This window comes from Candidatus Methylacidiphilales bacterium (genome assembly GCA_033875315.1).
Lineage (GTDB): Bacteria > Verrucomicrobiota > Verrucomicrobiia > Methylacidiphilales > CAZTYG01 > JANRJG01.
This window is the reverse complement of the sequence record JANRJG010000009.1, coordinates 62,915-80,029: the sequence shown is the minus strand read 5'-3', so window position 1 is coordinate 80,029 and position 17,115 is coordinate 62,915. Positions and strand designations below refer to the sequence as shown.

Genomic DNA, 17,115 nt, shown 5'->3' with positions numbered 1-17,115 from the left:
TTACTCGAACATGTCTAAAGATAAATCCGGCCCGAGGCCTCCCAAACTGCCGAAGGCTCCCATCCGCCGCAAACCCGATGACGGCGGTTCCACACCTCCTTCCAATTCCCGCTTTTTTGTTCTCTTGGTCATCGGAGCCGGCGTCCTCATGCTCGCTTTCTATGCCCATCGTCTTCAAGTCGAGGGGGTGACCAAGGAAATCAGCTACCCGGAATTCATCACCCGCTTGAAAGGCGGCGAGTTTGAAAAAGTGGTCGTGCTCAATGAACCCGCCCGCGGAACCAGTTTCCTTGAGGGCTCGATCAAGCCCGGTTTGCCGGTAGCCCCAACTTCACCCGTCCCCGGGGCCGAAGCCAAGGAATCCGCCCCCGCCGTCCCCGGCATCTTTGGCGCCGCGCCGACCAAGCCTCCCGCGCCCCAGAAATACCGCGCCCCCATTATTCTCGAATCGCCGCTGGTGCGCGACCTTCCGGAAATCTTCGCCCAGGCCGGGTTCCCCCAGGTCGAACAGAAGACCATCGACAACACCACCTGGGCCACCCTCATTGGTATCCTGCCCTTCATTCTATTCATCCTCCTGATGTACTTTTTCTTCCGCCAGCAGATCAAAATGGCGGGCAAGAACGCCTTCACCTTCGGCAAGAGCAAGGCCCGCCTCCTCTCCAAGGACAAAAACAAGATCACCTTCAAGGACGTGGCCGGGGTCGACGAAGCCAAGGACGAGGTCCAGGAAATCGTCGAGTTCCTCAAGGATCCCAAGCGCTTCCAACGACTCGGTGGGCGCATCCCGAAGGGTGTGCTCATGGTCGGCCCTCCCGGTACCGGTAAAACCCTCCTGGCCAAGGCCATCGCCGGTGAGGCCGATGTGCCCTTCTACGGCATCAGCGGTTCCGACTTCGTGGAAATGTTCGTCGGCGTCGGTGCCTCTCGCGTGCGCGACATGTTCGAGCAGGGCCGCAAGACCGCCCCCTGTCTCATCTTCATCGATGAAATCGACGCGGTCGGCCGCAGCCGCGGCCATGGCCTGGGCGGCGGGCACGATGAACGCGAACAAACGCTTAACGCCATGCTGGTGGAAATGGACGGCATTGACTCCCAGGAAGGCGTCATCATCATCGCCGCCACCAACCGCAAGGACGTGCTCGACCCCGCGCTTCTCCGGCCCGGCCGGTTCGACCGCGAAGTCACGGTCAACCTCCCCGACGTCAAGGGCCGCGAACAGATCCTCGCCGTCCATGCCCGCAAGGTGAAGGTCGCCGACGGCGTCGACTGGAGCATCATCGCCCGAGGCACCCCGGGGTTCTCGGGGGCCGAACTGGCCAATCTCATCAATGAAGGCGCCCTCATCGCCGCTCGCCGTGCCGCCGCCGCCATCGAACTTCCCGATCTGGAGGAAGCCCGCGACAAAGTCCGTTGGGGCCGCGAGCGCCGCAGCATGGCCATGAGCGAGGAACAAAAGAAAATCACCGCCTATCATGAGGCCGGCCACGCCGTGCTCAATGTCCTCCTGGCCAACACCGATCCCCTGCACAAAGTCACCATCATCCCCCGCGGGCCCGCCCTCGGCGTGACCATGATGCTCCCGAAGGAAGACCGCTATGGTTATGCCAAGCGACAGATCCTCGACCGCCTCTGCGTCACCATGGGCGGACGCGTGGCCGAGGAAATTTTCCTCGGGGAAATCTCCAGCGGCGCCTCCGGCGACATCCAGCAGGCCACCTGGTTCGCCAAGAAGATGGTTTGTGAGTGGGGCATGAGCGAAAAACTCGGCATGGTGCAATACGGCGACCACGATGAATACGTCTTCCTCGGACGGGAAATGTCCCGCGCCCGTGGTTACAGCGAGGAAACCGCCCGCGAGATCGACAAGGAAGTTCTCGCCGTGGTCAACACCGCCTACGAACGCGCCAGTGACTTGATCAAGGCCAACCGGGACAAAACCGAGGCCATCGCCCTCGCCCTGCTGGAATACGAGACCCTCGACGGCACCCACGTCGAGGACATCATGAAACACGGCGAGATGAAGAATCCGCCGCCGAAGAATGCCGCTCCGCCCGTGACCCCTCTGCCCCAGGAACCCCTCGACAAGGCCAAACCGGCCACCAAAAAAGGCAAGGACGACGGATTGCTGCCCGGCTTGGAAGGCGCTCCTGCCGGGGCCTGAGGCCGCAAGAGGACAACGGAGGGCAGTGGGCGGAGCACGCGGCTGTTTCTCTTGATCCCCATGATCTGGAAACACGCCTCGGGCCGCTTCGATATCGGCAGCCGCCCCCTGCTCATGGGGGTGCTCAACGTCACCCCCGATTCTTTTTCCGACGGGGGCTGCTTCCTGGAAACTTCCGCCGCGGTGGATCATGGCCTGCGCCTCTTGGATGATGGTGCGGATCTGATCGACATCGGTGGCGAATCGACCCGTCCGGGTGCCGAGCCCGTGCCCGCCGCGGAAGAAATCCAGCGGGTACTGCCTGTCATCCGGGAACTCGCCCGCCTCCGGCCCGCCGCGGTGCTTTCGGTCGATACCTATAAGGCTGCTGTCGCCAAAGAAGCCCTCCAGGCCGGGGCATCCGTGGTCAATGATGTCGGTGCCGGATTGTGGGACCCGGAAATGCTGGGGGTGGTGGCCGGTGGCGGCGCGGGCTACATCGCCATGCACAGCCGGGGCACCCCCAGGACCATGCAGGCCGATCCCCATTACGCCAATGTCACCGCCGATGTGATGGAATTCCTTTCTTCCCGCCGACGCGCCCTCGACGAGGCGGGCATTCCCGCCGAGCGGGTGGCCTTCGACCCCGGGGTGGGATTTGGCAAAACCGTTTCCCACAACTTGGAATTGATCACCCAGGCCGCGGCTTTCAAGGCACTGGGTCGCCCGGTGGTCTGGGGGCTTTCACGCAAATCCTTCATCTTCAAATCCCTTGGCCTGACCCCGGAAGATTCCCGTCTGCCCGGAGGCCTGGCCGCCCACGCGCGCCTGATCTCAGCCGGTGGTCCGCAGATCTGGCGGGTGCATGAAGTGGCCGAAACCCGCCAATTCGTGCACATGTGGGAATTGCTGCACAACGATGCAGCCCGAAGAACGGGATGACCGCTTGTGGGTGGGTGTTCGTTGTTTTTGATCCCTAAGCAACCCCTTTGCGTTTCCACCACGATGGACCTCCGGCTTCGCGCCCACCCTGAAACGTTGCACTGCTCACGTTCTCGCGGTTAAATCCTTCCATTCATGAGCACCCCGCGCAAATACTTCGGCACCGACGGCATCCGTGGTCCGTTTGGTACCTTCCCCATGGTTCCGGATTTCGCCTGGCGAAGCGGACGTGCCGCCGCCCAACAGTTTGCCGCCCGCCACGCCTCACCCCTCATCGTGATCGGTCGCGACACCCGGCAGTCCGGATTCGTCCTCGAAGAAGCCCTGGCCTCCGGTCTGCGCGCCGGGGGAGCCATGGTTCAGCGTGTCGGGGTGTTGCCCACCGCCGCGGTTTCCCTCGTGACCCTGCGACGGAATGCCGCGGCCGGCATCATGATCAGTGCCTCGCACAACGACGCCTGCGACAACGGGATCAAGTTTTTCGGACCCGATGGATTCAAACTGGATGACGCCACCGAAGCGGCGCTGGAGAAACTCATCGATGCCGCCCCCCAGCCGCACGGAAGCTTCCAACCCGAGTCTTCCAGCTTCGGGGCCCAACCGGAGGCCTTCGACCTTTACCTCGACACCCTCAAGGCGACATTGCCCGGCGGCTTCCGGCTCGATGGACGCAGGTTGGCGGTCGATGCCGCCCACGGAGCGGCTTGGGAAACCACCCCCCAATTGCTGCGTGAATTCGGTGCCGGGGTCCATGTCGTAGGCGCCTCACCCGATGGCACCAACATCAATGCGGGCTGTGGCAGTCTCCATCCCGGATTGCTGGCTGGTTTCATCCGTGAACACCCCGGCACCATCGGCATCTGCCACGATGGCGATGCCGACCGCCTCATCATGATCGATGAATCGGGCGAACCCCTGGATGGCGACGAATTGATGGCCATCGTGGCCGCCCGTGCGCTGGAGCAGGACACGTTGAAAAACCGGACATTGGTCGCCACGGTCATGAGCAACCTTGGGCTGAATGAAGTGTTGGAACAACGCGGCGGAAGGGTGGAACGGACCGCGGTCGGAGACCGCTATGTCCTTGAAGCCCTGCGCACGGGCGGACACACCCTGGGTGGCGAGCAGTCCGGGCATATCCTTTTCCTTGAGCATTTGCCCTCGGGAGACGGCCTCCTGGCGGCCCTGCAGATCTTGCGCGTCGTGGTGGAGTCCGGGCGGCCGCTGACCGAGCTCCGCCGGGTCATGCCCAAATACCCCCAGAAGCTGGTGGGATTGAAGGTGAGGGAAAAGCGTCCTCTGCCATCCATGCCCGCGGTGGAGGCGGCGGTGCGAAAAGTGGAATCCGCCATGGGTTCCAAGGGTCGTGTCCTGCTGCGCTACTCCGGGACGGAAAACAAGGCCCGCCTGCTGCTCGAATACGCCGAATCCGCGCCGCTGGACGGATGGTGTGAGGAGATCCTCGCCCCGCTCCGGGCCGAGATCGGTGTTTGATTAAAATCGTTGGAAGACCGGCTCATCGGGAGATTCGCCCTCCCGGGGGAGAGTGACCTGCCTGTCTTGAACGGGAGGGCGAGGCTCCCGCCGAGCCGTGCCTTGTTTCTTGTTCTGCCAGCAGAGTGGTTTGTGAATTCGGATTCATTCGACAAGTTATTTATGACTTGTTAAGTGTCATTAATGACGCCGAAGAACAGAAAACATCCGGCGCACGGTGTATGGGATCTGCCTTGTGACGCTGGCTTGATTGTTTTTCTGACAGTCTGCACGAAAGACCGTTTGCCCTGGTTGGCTGATCCTTCTGTTCATGCCCTGCTGCGTGAGACCTGGCTTGCGGCTGATGATTGGAAGGTTATGCGATACGTGTTGATGCCGGATCACCTCCATTTGCTTTGTTATCCTTCTTCCGATGGCCCTTTAGAAAGGTGGGTCCGTTACTGGAAGTCGTCGTTCACCCAAAAGCACAAAAATCCAGATCATCGCTGGCAGACGGACCATTGGGACCGGCGTTTGCGCGGCAGCGAGAGCCTGACAGAAAAGTGGGCCTACATTTTGGAAAATCCAGTAAGATATGGATTGGTCGCCAAGTCGTCGGATTGGTCATATCAAGGAACCTTGACCGACCCGTAGAGAAAGTTTATCAGTCGGCTCTGAACGGGAGGGCGAGGCTCCTTCCGAGCCATGCCTTGTGGAGTGGTAGAGGGGAAAAGACCGGCTCATCGGGAGATTCGCCCTCCCGGGGGCATTCGTGCGCGTCAGGATGATTTTTTCTGGTACGGACAATGGCGGCACCCGCTTTCACAACAGTGCCCGCGCTTGAGGAGATAGGCGGCGGTGAAAACCACCAGTCCGTTCTCAAGGTAAAAATCCGCCTCCGGCTGGAGTTGAGGATCCAGCGGGATGGTCGGATCGAACCAACGCTCGTTTTCAAGGCTCACGTTTGGGATTCCAAAAGCCGTTTTCTTCGTCCGGTCCGAACCAACCCAGTTGTTGGGCCACCGCATCGCCATTGTGTGGATTGTCACCCACCTCGCGGGTTTCCTTGGCCACCAGCGCGACATGCCCGTCGCACCACGCCACCAGGGCTTTTCCGTTGAAACGGAAGTGGGTCGTGGGCGATGGCCGGAAGCCCGAGGGCCCGTCGCCGAAATCCCAGAAGGGCGGTTCGCTGTAGGGGTATTCCTGGACATGGTCGCCGTTGGCGTAGGCGGACGAGGTGAACATGACCGTGGTGGAGGGTAGGACGATGTCGGCCGCACGGGCCGAGACCCGCGAGCCATCGCTGTTGTAAGCCCATGACGGGGTGCCGCCGACGTATGAGGCGTTGTAGCCGTAGCCGCCGGTTCCTTCTTCGAAGGTTCCACCCCCGGTCAGTTGTTGCTTCAGCACCGGACACAGGCTCACGGCCCTGCTTCCACCGAGGTAGGGGGACAGGTATCCCTGGGTCGGGTCGAAGGGTTTTCCTACCGAGGTGCGACCGCCGTGCCAGCGTTTCTTGTTCGATTGGTCATCCGCAGGCGCGTAACGGCCGTTTTCCGAGAGGTAGGCCAGGTTGGCCAGTGCGAGTTGGCGCAGGTTGCTGGTGCTGGTGATGGTGAGGGCGGACATGCGGCTGCGTTCGACCGCCGGGTAGAGCATCCCAGCCAGCAGGGCGGTGATGGCCAATACCACCAGGAGCTCAACCAGGCTGAAGGCCCGGCGACCCGTGAAGGTGAGGGGAGCGGTCATCTTCATGGGCCGGCGGGGGCTTGCGTCACTACCAGACGCAGGAAGCGGGAGGTGCGGGCGCCGGCGTTTTCGGTATCGGCCAGACTCACCAATCGCAAGACACCCACGCTGGCCGTGCCGGTCGCCGCGGTTTCTGTGATGGAGGGGCTGAAGCCATTGACTCCGGTCATCGGTCCGCCCCCGGTGCTGCGGGCGATGGTCGTCCAATTTTGCAGGCCGTTGTTCGAGGCCTGGATTTCATAGACCAGGTCCTGCGCCCGTTCATCGCGGACAAAGGTCACCTGCAGGCGAGAGGCGGTGCTGTTGCCCCCCGAGTCGGCAACCATGGCGCATTGCAGTGGTGCCTGATTGTTGTCGGCCCAATCAGGCACGCGCCCGTGGGCGTATTCCCGCAGGTTGGTCAATCCATCGCCATCGGCATCCGCGCCCGGCCCGGATAGGGTCCCCGCCAGCCCGCGCTGCGCCGCCCATTCGGCATAGGTCATGGCCTGCGAAATAACCCCGATGGCTTCGAGGTCGAGCCCGCCACTGCCGATGGTCACCCAGGCGTCGTAAATACCCGCCCCGGTGCTGTCCAAGAACGAACCATTGCCCGGGATGTCAACCAAACGAACTTGCTGGATGTTGTTCAGATCCACCTGACCCGAAAGCACCAGAGGATCGCCGGCCAATTGGGCGAGGTCGAAGGGCGTGCCCCAGGACTGACCCATGCCATTGATATGCTTGCCGGCCAGGTTGAAAACGTTCGAGGGGTCGACGTTGCCGTAGGGTCCGACGGCGGCCGTTGTCAGCGAGCGCGAAGGGAAGCGGGCGAAGTGTGTACCGTCACTGGATACTTCGACGTAGGCCAGTTCGGCAAAGACACTGCCCGCAAGACCCAACGCGTTTTCATAAATGACGAAGTCGGCCCCGCTCAGATTCTGGATCGGTTTGGCAAAACCGAGCGTGATGCGGCCCGGGGTGAGGTTCCCGCTCAACTGCGTGCTGTTCAAATCGCCCAGCGAGACGATGTCAAAATTGTCGCCTGTCACGAAGTTGAGGGCCAGGTCCGGGTTGCTCCATGCCAGCGCCACTCCCGCGGTGGGGAAGTAGTCGAACCAACGGGTGGCCCAGCCGAAGAAGATCGGGTTGACGGTGTTTTCTGCCACCACCGCCCCGTCGCCTCCGGGGCCGGTATAACCCGGCACCGGGGCATCGTAGGGATTGGTGGGGTCTCCCGAACCAGCCGAATACGGTCCGGCCCATGAGCTGCAGGCCAGCAGCGTGGCGGCCAGGCCACCCAGGAGGGCGATGATTCGCGGTTGAGCTTTCACGTTCTGGCAGCAGCGCGGCGTCTCCGGGCCAGCAGGAGGGCTCCACCGCCCGCCCACACAAGCAGGGTCACCACCGAGGGCTCGGGGATCGCCCCGACATTGTCCAGAGCGAAGTAGGCCGGGGTGTTCATGCCAAACATGCCGTTGTCGCTCGATGTGAGTGTGAACCGGAGTTCATCGACCACGCCCAAGGCGGAGAGGTCGACGAAGGTCCACTCATCGAGGATGTAGTCGAGGCTGTTGTTGGCGAACCGGTAGTCGGCCAGGTAGAAGTTGACCGTGCCTTGGGAGACGTTGTTGTTCCGGCCCTCGATGCTGAGCAGGAACCAGTCGGCATCATTCCCGGAAGTCCCGCCGAACTTTTTGCTGAAGCCGGAGCCGGTCAGCATGTCGCGGGCGACGTAGGTGGTGTTGGTGACCTCCAACCCGCGTCCCGTGAAATCCTCGTCGGCGACAAAGGTCAGATTCCAGGGGTCGCTGAACGGTTGGTAGCCGATGGCGTAATGCGAGGATCCCCCGGCACCCGAACCCGGGAAGGCGCTGTATTGGTTGCCGAATCCCGGGGTGGTGGTGTCCGTGGTGTTGGAGTAGGCGAATCCTTCCCAACTGTCGAAGCTGGTGTTGTAGATATTGAGGAAGGTCGCACCCTGGGTGGTGAAATTGCCGGTGGCGTTGGAACCATTCCAGTAGTGGGTGCCGGTGGATCCGTATTGGATGGAACCATCGGTGAGGGGGGATCCGAGGGAAAGGCCCTCGAACCCGACGACGGCCGCCCGGGTCACGGGAACGGCTAGGGCCAGGAGGATGATCCCGGCGAAGACTGACTTTTTCATTTCTGCTCCTAGTTGGTAAGAGCAGAATGGGTACTGCTCTCACGCTTCATTTTGGCGATGAAGTTTATCGTCCCGGCCCACCCGGGTCGGAACGCATGAGGAGCAGCAGTTGGATGTTCGGACTCCAGATTCCGGAACCTCTTCCCCTGCGTAGGGTGGGAGATTCCACCAAGATGTCCGCCTTCACCTCCGTTGCCGGAGATTGGCGTCTGCCCCCGCTGATTGGGTGGGGGGAGGACAACTTGTGGTCTGATACCGCAGCGCAACTGTGGCCGGTTCACACGGCCTTCCCCAAGTTGCTGCTCGTCGCCCGGGCTCGTGCCCAGGCCACATGTCTTCAAAAGAACTGCCCCATCTTTAGCTTCCGCCTGCCAGGCACGCAACGGTTTTCCTAGTCGGCTCGAAGGTATTCAATAACAGTTTTACTAATATAGAATACTAATGAAGATGAGAGAATCATTCATTTTCATGACAATCGAGTGTCAAGTGTAGCCCAAACACCCTACATTTGGTGGTTATCGAGTCTCTTTTCTACCATATACTGTGTAAAAAGGCAGTTTTGTCACAAAAAAACCATTGACGCCATGACTTCGAGATACTATTCACAGCGTAGTTCTTTTGCAGGATGCACTATCGCTTGTGCATTCCGGACCTGGGCGCCCTTGCCGAATCACCCTTCTCATTGATGGTTAATCGTAGAGGATACCCGGACCCGATAATGATTTTAAACTAAAACAGGTAAAATCCGGTAGGGCCCGCCGGAATCAGGAACACCAACCATTATGTCACTCGAACTTCTCACTCCCACCGATCAACAGACCCCCGACGCCTTCGACACCATTGCCGAACGCGAGGACGGGAATTTCATCATCGTCTCCTTCCGTAACAAGACCTTCAAACTTGATCGCGAGAAAGCACGTGCCCGCAAGGACGCCAAGCGCGTCATCAATGGCTTGCGCACCGCCGAGCTCAACATCATGCCCCTCAAGTACCACGAGGCCTACCGCATCTACAAACAGATGAAGGCCAACCATTGGGAGCCCGACGTCATCGACATGACCAAGGACTGCACCACTTGGAATTCCCCCAACGGCCTGACCGCCCGCGAACGCTGGATCATTGAAATGGGCGTCGGCTACTTTTCCGCCGCCGAAGGCATCGTGGGCGACTCCGTCCTCCACGTCATCGAGGACAATCTTACCGCCGCCGAACTCAAGCACGCCTCCCTCCGCTGGATCGCCGAGGAGTCCATCCACATGGACTCGCTCCTCCACATCATCGGCTCGCTCAACATCGACCAGGATGAAGTCACGGCCAAGTTCAACGACATCCCCTCGATCAAGGCCAAGAACGCCTTCATCACCCGCCACATGCCCGAACTGAAGATGGGCCTCGACCTCACCGTCACCGGCAACAAGCAAAAGTTCGCCAAAGCCATCTTCGGCATCTCCCAGGTCTTGGAGGGCACGCAGTTCTACGCCCTCTTCGCCATGATCCTCTCCCTCCACCGCCAGAACAAGATGACCGGGGTCGGCCAGATGTTCCAATACACCCTGCGCGACGAATCCAACCACATCTCGCTCGGCCGTTACATCTTCACCCAGCTCGTGGCCGAGAACCCCGACATCATGACCCCGGAATTCCGCGAGGAACTCCGCACGTTCATGAGGGAAGGCGTCGCCTTGGAAAAAGAATTCGTCAAAGACTGTCTCCCCGAGGACGCCGTCGGCATGACCCAGAAGGACTTCCTCGAATACGTCGACTTCAACGCCGACCGCCGCCTCACCAGCGTCGGCCTCGAACCCCTCTCGAACGTCAAGTCGAACCCCTTCCTCTGGCTCGACGAGGTCATCTTCCTCAAGAAGGAGAAGAACTTCTTCGAAACCCGCGTCACCGAGTACCAAACCGGCGGCAGCATGAAGAACTCCAACGAGGACGACCTGATCTGATCCGGTCCCAATCCATAACTCATCAACTCAATCACTAATCTCCCAATCACCTAATCACTCCATTGGAGATAACTATGTCCACCACCCTTTCCGACACCCACCTCGCGTCTGGAACTTCATCCTCGGACTACCCCCAGGTCATCCGCCGCGATCTCACCCCCTCCGCCGCCAACACCAAGCCGCGGGTCGTCCCCTGGCTCGGACACAAGATCGAGCACGCCGTCCAGGCCGCCTGCGTGGAACTGGGCATCGACGCCCCCGTCGGGGCCCAGGTGCGGGCCGAGATCGAATTCCGCATGCGCAAGGAGCGCCCGCTCTTCATCCACATCGAACAGCTCCAGGACCTCGTCGAGGAAACCCTCCTCGAGATCGGCCAGCCCCGCGTCGCCATCGCCTACGGCAAGTACCGCGCCCGCCGCGCCGCCCTGCGCGAACTCCAGGCCGAACAGGGCCACGCCGACAGCCCCGACCAGCTTGAGCTCGCCACCCGCGAACAACTGGCCGAAATCCGCGCCCGCATCTCCTTCGCCAAGATCGGCCTCCACCTCACGCTCTCGGAAGGCGATCTCATCTCCCGACTCCTCCGCAGCGCCTCAATGTCCCTCTCCAAGGAGGAACAACGCGACACCATCATCCTCAACGCCAAGAACCTCCTCGACGTCGACGCCGATTCCCGCTTCCTCGCCGGTCGGCTCCTCCTGACCTACATCTACGAGGAAACCCTGCCCTGGAAGATCACCGACGGCATCGACGCCCTCAAGGCCGCCCACATCAAGGCCTTCCTCGACTACATCCCCAAGGGCATCGAGTTCCAACGTCTCAATCCCGCCCTGGCCGACTTCAACCTCCGCGAGCTGGCCGAGGCCCTCGACCCCTTCGCCGACCTCCAGTTCGACTTCCTCGGCGTCCAGACCCTCTACGACCGCTACCTCATCCACCACACGGTCGACAAGGTCAATGGCGGCAAGAAACGCCTCGAATCCCCCCAGATGTTCTGGATGCGCGTCGCCATGGGCCTTTCCCTCAACGAGCCCCAGAAAAACCAGCGCGCCATCGAGTTCTACAACGTCTACAAGACCAAGCGCGGCTGCTCCTCCACCCCCACGCTCTTCAACGCCGGCACGCTCCACTCGCAGCTCTCCAGTTGCTACCTCCTCTACTGCGGCGACTCCATCGAGGAAATCACCGAGACCTGGCGCCGCTTCTCCATGCTCTCCAAGTGGGCCGGCGGCCTCGGCTGCTCCTGGACCGCCGTCCGCGGCACCGGCGCCCACATCATGGGCACCAACGGGGAATCCTCCGGCATCATCCCCTTCCTCAAGGTCTCGAACGACATCGCCATCGCCGTCAACCAGGGCGGCAAGCGCCCGGGCGCCCTCTGCTCCTACCTCGAGCTCTGGCACACCGATGTCGAAGACTTCCTCGACCTGCGCAAGGAAACCGGCGACGACCGCCGCCGCACCCACAACATGAACACGGCCCACTGGATCCCGGACCTGTTCATGAAGCGCCTCAAGGACATCTCCGACGGCAAGCTGCCCAAGGACGCCACCTGGACGCTCTTCCGCTCCAACGAAACCCCCGACCTAGTCGAGCTCTACGGCAAGGCCTTCGAGGACCGCTACCACGAATACGAGCGTCTCGCCGACGAAGGCAAGGTCTACGGCCGCAAGATCCGCATCCTCGCCCTCTGGAAGAAGATGATCGAAATGATCTTCGAGACCGGCCACCCCTGGTTCACCTGGAAGGATCCCGCCAACGTCCGCAGCCCCCAGGACCACGCCGGGGTCATCCACAACTCCAACCTCTGCACCGAGATCGAACTCAACACCTCCTCGGATGAGGTCGCCGTCTGCAACCTCGCCTCGGTCAACCTCCCGGAACACCTGCGCGAAGACGGCAGCATCGACCACGACAAGCTCCGCACCACCGTCACCGTCCTCATGCGGATGTTGGACAACGTCATCGACATCAACTACTACCCCGTCGAGGCCGCCGCCAACTCCAACTACCGCCACCGCCCGGTCGGGCTCGGCGTCATGGGCCTGCAGGACGTGCTCTACAAAAAAGGAGTTTCCTTCGACTCCCCCGAAGCCGTCGACATCAACGACGAACTCCTCGAGGCCATCGCCTACTACGCCTACAGCGCCTCCAGCGACCTGGCGGCTGAGCGCGGCAGCTATTCCTCCTTCCACGGCTCGAAGTGGCAGCGCGGCCTCATGCCGCTCGACACCCTCGACCTCCTCGAACAGGAACGCGGGTGCCCGCTCATGGTCGACCGCAAGAGCCGCCTCGATTGGGGCGCGCTGCGGGAGAAAATCCAGCGCCAGGGCATGCGGAACTCCAACTGCCTCGCCATCGCCCCCACCGCCACGATTTCGAACATCATGGGCTCGACCCCCTGCATCGAACCCACCTACAAACACATCCACACCAAGTCCAACCTCTCCGGCGACTTCGTCCGCACCAACGACTTCCTGGTGAAAAAACTCCAGGACCTCAACCTCTGGGACGACGAGATGCTGGCCGACTTGAAGTACTTTGACGGATCGATCCAGCCGATCGACCGCATCCCGGCCGAGGTGAAGCGCGTTTTCAAGACCGCCTTCGAGATCGAGCCCACCTGGATCTTGCAATGCGCCGCCGTCCGCCAGAAGTGGATCGACCAGGCCCAGAGCACCAACCTCTTCCTGGGAGAAAACGACGCCCGCACCGCCAGCTTCATGTACCGCGAAGCCTGGGAGAGGGGACTCAAGACGACGTATTATCTGCGCACTTTCAACAAGAGCGCCATCGATAGCGCCAACCGCGAGCGCAAGAAGAACGCCGAGGACAATGGCAAGCGGGACTACACCCCCGACGAAGTCCAAGCCTGCTCCCTCGAAGCCATGCGCAACGGTGGAACCTGCGAGGCCTGCCAGTGATTTCTAAGGCTGAAAAATGTAGATAAACCAGAAAAAACGGTGGGAGTAACACCGTTTTTTTGTGGCGTTTTTTGAACTAACGTCTGTAGAAGTGAAAAATCGAGATGGTAAATGGATGAATTTATATCAGGCAGAAACTTTTGGTGGTATTGATGCAGACACAGATAAACTCTTAGAGGAGTGCTTTGAAGATCATCCGGCATATGAGAAGGCAAAGGATCACTCAAAATTCTTAATTATTGGACGTAAAGGCAGCGGAAAAACAGCGATATATAGAAAGCTGATATCACTGAAGGCTTATGATACCTTTTCGCTTGGCTTCGATTTTTCAGATTATCCGTGGCAGCATCACGAAAAGCAAAAGGCTATTGGAGTTCCTGAGGAAGATGCGTATTTGCATGCGTGGAAATATTTGATCCTTATCTCCATGGCAAAAGTTTTATTGAACCAAGATCACTCTCAGCCTTGTTCTGAATTCGCGGAGGAAAATCTCTCAAAAATTGAGAGATTTATAATCGATAGTTATGGTACTAGAAATCCTGATGTAACACAAATTTTCTCGCCTGCACGCAGATTAAAATTCACAGGCGGAGTAAGTCTTCTTTTTAATGCTGCGAATCTTAATTTCGGCGCTGAAAGTGTGGATATGGATTATTTGCCAAAAATTATTCAAGAGATTAACAAGAATCTACTTGAAGCAATTATTGGTTCATTGAATGGTAAACTGCACTACTATCTTTGCTTCGACCAACTAGATTTGGGGTTCAATAAAGAAGAGAGTGGCTATTCGCAACGTTTGATTGGTTTAATCTTGGCGGCCAGAGATTTTAATATTCGAGCTGAAAGGGCGAGCAAGAAAGCTTCGGTGGTCGTGTTTTTGCGTGACGATATTTATGATATTCTTCGGTTCGAAGATAAAAATAAGATTACTCAGACATTTTGCAGTCGAATAGCATGGGATAAGGATGGCTCTGTCTCGTTGAGGCAGTTAATGGAGAAGCGCTTTTCTACTATTCTTGGTGATGGGAAGCCAGTTGATTGGGGTGCAGTTTTTGATGAAGAAGAAAAAATGCGTGGCAAACAGAAAAAGTATAATCATATTGTTGATAGGACGTATATGCGTCCAAGAGATATGATTAAATTCTGTAACGAAATATTAATTACTTATAAAAGAAATAAAGAACGAGGGGCTAAGTTTTCAAATAAAGACATAGGTGGTGCTCGTGGAGCTTATTCGAATTATTTTTATCAAGAATTAAGAGATGAGATTTTCAAGCATATGCCACAGTTCGAGGTGTATTTTGAGGTATTAAAAGGATTGAGCTCGCTTCAATTTACAGCAAATGACTTTGAACAAGCCTGGGAGGATAGAAGGTTGATAACTCCGGCTGGAGTTTCATTTATCACGGCGCTTAAGCAGCTTTTTGAATTTTCTGTGATTGGATATTATGCTCCTGGAGGTAACATGGGAGGAGCGTCGTATGTTTGGAAATTCAAGGATTCGCAGGCACTTTTTAATGAAGCTTCAATTCAATTTCGCGTTCATCTTGGGTTGCAAGAATATTTAGGCTTAAAAAAATATACAAAATCAGGATCTGAGGCGGATTTTGATGATGTGTTTGAGTGATGTGTTTTCCGACATCGGATCCGACGTTGAGGACGGGACCCGCGTCTGGGATGCTGACCTGAAACCGGCTCGACCCTGAAACACTACGGGGGAGCCGCGCGCATGGGGTCAACCCACGACTCATCACAGAATAGAGCTAAGCTTAAGCAGCATTAAATCGTTTGCACTTGGCCATCAGCGGGGTCAGGTCAGGATGGTTGGCTCAATGTTCGAGTTCCAGATCCAAGTGCCCCGGGAAAATTAAAAACGATCCCAGTACCAATGAATTGGCAGTAGGCTTGGAAAGGTGTCATGCTCCGAGTTGAGGGCTACAACGGCCTTAACGCCATTCTAATAGACACCAATTCGACCAACCGCCCTTAAAGGATGCATGGGGTCAACCCATGACGGCCTGTTGCCCGAATGCTTAAAACCCAGAAATGCATTGTTTTCTTGAGAGCAAAACACCTTGGGGGAAAATCAAAGCGCCGTATAAACGATTTTAAGGCTCTTGGTTTCCTTCAATTTTCACATAGATGATTTGGGCAACAGGCCCATGACTCTTGACAGAATTGAGCTAAACTAACCTTGCATTAAATCGTTTGCGATTGCCCATCTGAAGGGCATTGGGCCAAGCGGGCATCGTAGGCATTGCGGCAGGTGCGGCATACTTTGATCACCGTCGGCACTTCCACTCCCAGTTTCTTGTATCTCACAGAAAAACGGGATATTTTCAGGCTGGTTTCTGCATCGGAAGTGATTTCTGGGACACACGCGATCAACTTTTGGATTAATGACAGGCCGGATACCTCTTCATTTTTTTAAGGCACCAAGGGCTAGTTCTTAAATATAGTCAATCGGTCACAAGTAAAAAAATGGAAGATTCAAGATATGCTTGCTGATCATTTTAAAATTCTTTTCCAGCGCTACTCTTCTGAATAGTCCTACGACCATCGTTGAAATACGTCTCTATTCCAGGGTCTTCCTACATCGAATACGTTTGGGCCTGAATCATAAGTTGTGAATCGTTGAAAATGTTGTTTGTGAAATTTTAAAATACCTCTTTTCTCAAAATCATTGGGTATGATTTCGTAAAGTCTATTTTGATAGTCTTCTGATGAATCTGGATCTACTATATGAATACTTCGAAGAGAGGCGTTACTTCTTAAGCCAGCAGAAATTAAGTACTTAAAGTGCGTGTCTGTTTTGGGAATCGAAAATCCAATTATAATTAATCTAGTTGCACAGCCGATTGCTTCTACTGCTTTTCCCCAAATTGATGTAAGAGGTCCCGACAGATCTTTTTGCCATGTTGGAGGTACAATTGACGGAATGAAGCCTTTCTCACGCACGATATCGTAATCATCGTAGAGTGTGAATCTACGTCCTTTGCCTCCTATCTTTTTGGCCCAGTTCATAGAACCATGAAGCTTCAGGACTTTAACTTTACTATCGGCTCTGTAATCGTGGACTTTTATTTCATTATTTGTAGTTTTATTGGCAAATGAGTAAGTGAATGGCACTTTTATATCCGTTAATCCTTCTTCTATCAGAGTATCATAATTAAAAGTGATAAATGTGTTTTCTCCTTTTATAGTCCCATCTTGAAAAACTCCTAATAACTTTCCAACATGATGACCGTAAGAACTAATAGATAGCTCTACATCAGGCATCCCAATTAGGGGCACTTTTTCGAAATATGGAAAAGCAGCTAAATTTGATGCTGTGGTTCTACTGCCTATACTTCTGCTATTGGAGGTATTGATGATTCTGGAGTAACTTATTGTCGCGCTAATTGCAATTGGGATTTTTTTCAATAGGTCGGGTTTCGAGGATGCAGCTGCTAAACTGAAAAGCTCTTCAATATTTTCTAAATCTAATTTAGTCCAATAGCCCGCTGCGGAGGAATGTATTCTAAAAGATATAACGTCTTTGATTGCATCAGCTTCAGGAAATCTCTCCTTTTCAACAAGCCAGTCATAAGCATCTCGCATCTTGTTAAAAAAGTCCTTAACTGTAGGTATTCCTCCAGGAACGGAAAAACCGGCTCCGCAAATGTAGACATTGTGGTCGTTATGAAGAGCGTCGTATCTTGCGTATTTAGTTTTCATGTTAATTAGCTCAAGAGCACTGTATAATCAATTAACAGTTACTATCACAGATAGTCTACAACACCTACG

At 56.7% G+C, this 17,115-nt stretch carries 12 protein-coding genes; 7 read left to right on the top strand and 5 right to left on the bottom strand.

From position 1 onward, the window contains the following. The first annotated feature begins 10 nt into the window (after positions 1-10). From ftsH to SFU85_03020, 4 genes are all read left to right on the top strand, one after another. The gene (ftsH, locus tag SFU85_03035) at positions 11-2,164 is read left to right on the top strand and encodes an ATP-dependent zinc metalloprotease FtsH (GenBank protein ID MDX6765744.1); all 2,154 of its coding nucleotides are present in this window, start codon (positions 11-13) and stop codon (positions 2,162-2,164) included. Positions 2,165-2,224: 60 nt separating this feature from the next. Then, complete coding sequence (gene folP, locus SFU85_03030) at positions 2,225-3,085, top strand: dihydropteroate synthase (GenBank protein ID MDX6765743.1); 861 nt, start codon at positions 2,225-2,227, stop codon at positions 3,083-3,085. Positions 3,086-3,220: 135 nt separating this feature from the next. After that, complete coding sequence (gene glmM / locus SFU85_03025) at positions 3,221-4,579, top strand: phosphoglucosamine mutase (protein ID MDX6765742.1); 1,359 nt, start codon at positions 3,221-3,223, stop codon at positions 4,577-4,579. Positions 4,580-4,762: 183 nt separating this feature from the next. Then, on the top strand, positions 4,763-5,212 hold the full coding sequence (locus SFU85_03020) for a transposase (protein MDX6765741.1): 450 nt from the start codon (positions 4,763-4,765) through the stop codon (positions 5,210-5,212). Between the two features lie 125 nt (positions 5,213-5,337). Here the strand turns inward: SFU85_03020 and SFU85_03015 are convergent, their stop codons facing one another. Genes SFU85_03015 through SFU85_03000 form a run of 4 tightly spaced genes read right to left on the bottom strand, consistent with a single transcriptional unit; the run spans position 5,338 to position 8,456 of the window. Beyond that, positions 5,338-5,520: a DUF5522 domain-containing protein gene (locus tag SFU85_03015; protein MDX6765740.1), complete on the bottom strand. Its 183-nt coding sequence runs from the start codon at positions 5,518-5,520 to the stop codon at positions 5,338-5,340. Beyond that, positions 5,510-6,310 (bottom strand): type II secretion system protein, encoded by an 801-nt coding sequence (locus tag SFU85_03010; protein ID MDX6765739.1) that lies wholly within the window; start codon positions 6,308-6,310, stop codon positions 5,510-5,512. The genes SFU85_03015 and SFU85_03010 overlap by 11 nt, the downstream gene beginning before the upstream one ends. A gap of 2 nt (positions 6,311-6,312) precedes the next feature. After that, positions 6,313-7,623, bottom strand: a complete 1,311-nt coding sequence (locus SFU85_03005; GenBank protein MDX6765738.1) for a hypothetical protein — start codon at positions 7,621-7,623, stop codon at positions 6,313-6,315. Next, a complete protein-coding gene (locus SFU85_03000; GenBank protein ID MDX6765737.1) occupies positions 7,620-8,456 on the bottom strand; it encodes a DUF4465 domain-containing protein in 837 nt (278 codons plus the stop codon). The genes SFU85_03005 and SFU85_03000 overlap by 4 nt, the downstream gene beginning before the upstream one ends. Positions 8,457-9,238: 782 nt before the next feature. Here SFU85_03000 and SFU85_02995 point away from each other — a divergent pair. The 3 genes from SFU85_02995 (at position 9,239) to SFU85_02985 (ending at position 14,956) form a co-directional block, all read left to right on the top strand. Then, positions 9,239-10,405 carry a ribonucleotide-diphosphate reductase subunit beta gene (locus SFU85_02995; protein MDX6765736.1) on the top strand — a complete coding sequence of 389 codons (1,167 nt, stop codon included), beginning with the start codon at positions 9,239-9,241 and terminating at the stop codon, positions 10,403-10,405. Between the two features lie 74 nt (positions 10,406-10,479). Then, positions 10,480-13,329, top strand: a complete 2,850-nt coding sequence (locus SFU85_02990; GenBank protein MDX6765735.1) for a ribonucleoside-diphosphate reductase subunit alpha — start codon at positions 10,480-10,482, stop codon at positions 13,327-13,329. Between the two features lie 61 nt (positions 13,330-13,390). Next, positions 13,391-14,956, top strand: a complete 1,566-nt coding sequence (locus SFU85_02985; protein MDX6765734.1) for a hypothetical protein — start codon at positions 13,391-13,393, stop codon at positions 14,954-14,956. 923 nt (positions 14,957-15,879) lie between these two features. Here SFU85_02985 and SFU85_02980 read toward each other — a convergent pair. Then, on the bottom strand, positions 15,880-17,046 hold the full coding sequence (locus tag SFU85_02980; protein MDX6765733.1) for an SIR2 family protein: 1,167 nt from the start codon (positions 17,044-17,046) through the stop codon (positions 15,880-15,882). Between the last annotated feature and the right edge of the window lie 69 nt (positions 17,047-17,115).

What these genes read in the sequence shown, in the direction of transcription:
- ftsH (MDX6765744.1), top strand. Translation starts at nt 11, where the DNA reads ATGTCTAAAGATAAATCCGGCCCGAGGCCTCCCAAACTGCCGAAGGCT.
- folP (MDX6765743.1), top strand. Translation starts at nt 2,225, where the DNA reads ATGATCTGGAAACACGCCTCGGGCCGCTTCGATATCGGCAGCCGCCCC.
- glmM (MDX6765742.1), top strand. Translation starts at nt 3,221, where the DNA reads ATGAGCACCCCGCGCAAATACTTCGGCACCGACGGCATCCGTGGTCCG.
- SFU85_03020 (MDX6765741.1), top strand. Translation starts at nt 4,763, where the DNA reads ATGACGCCGAAGAACAGAAAACATCCGGCGCACGGTGTATGGGATCTG.
- SFU85_03010 (MDX6765739.1), bottom strand. Translation starts at nt 6,310, where the DNA reads ATGACCGCTCCCCTCACCTTCACGGGTCGCCGGGCCTTCAGCCTGGTT.
- SFU85_03000 (MDX6765737.1), bottom strand. Translation starts at nt 8,456, where the DNA reads ATGAAAAAGTCAGTCTTCGCCGGGATCATCCTCCTGGCCCTAGCCGTT.
- SFU85_02995 (MDX6765736.1), top strand. Translation starts at nt 9,239, where the DNA reads ATGTCACTCGAACTTCTCACTCCCACCGATCAACAGACCCCCGACGCC.
- SFU85_02990 (MDX6765735.1), top strand. Translation starts at nt 10,480, where the DNA reads ATGTCCACCACCCTTTCCGACACCCACCTCGCGTCTGGAACTTCATCC.
- SFU85_02980 (MDX6765733.1), bottom strand. Translation starts at nt 17,046, where the DNA reads ATGAAAACTAAATACGCAAGATACGACGCTCTTCATAACGACCACAAT.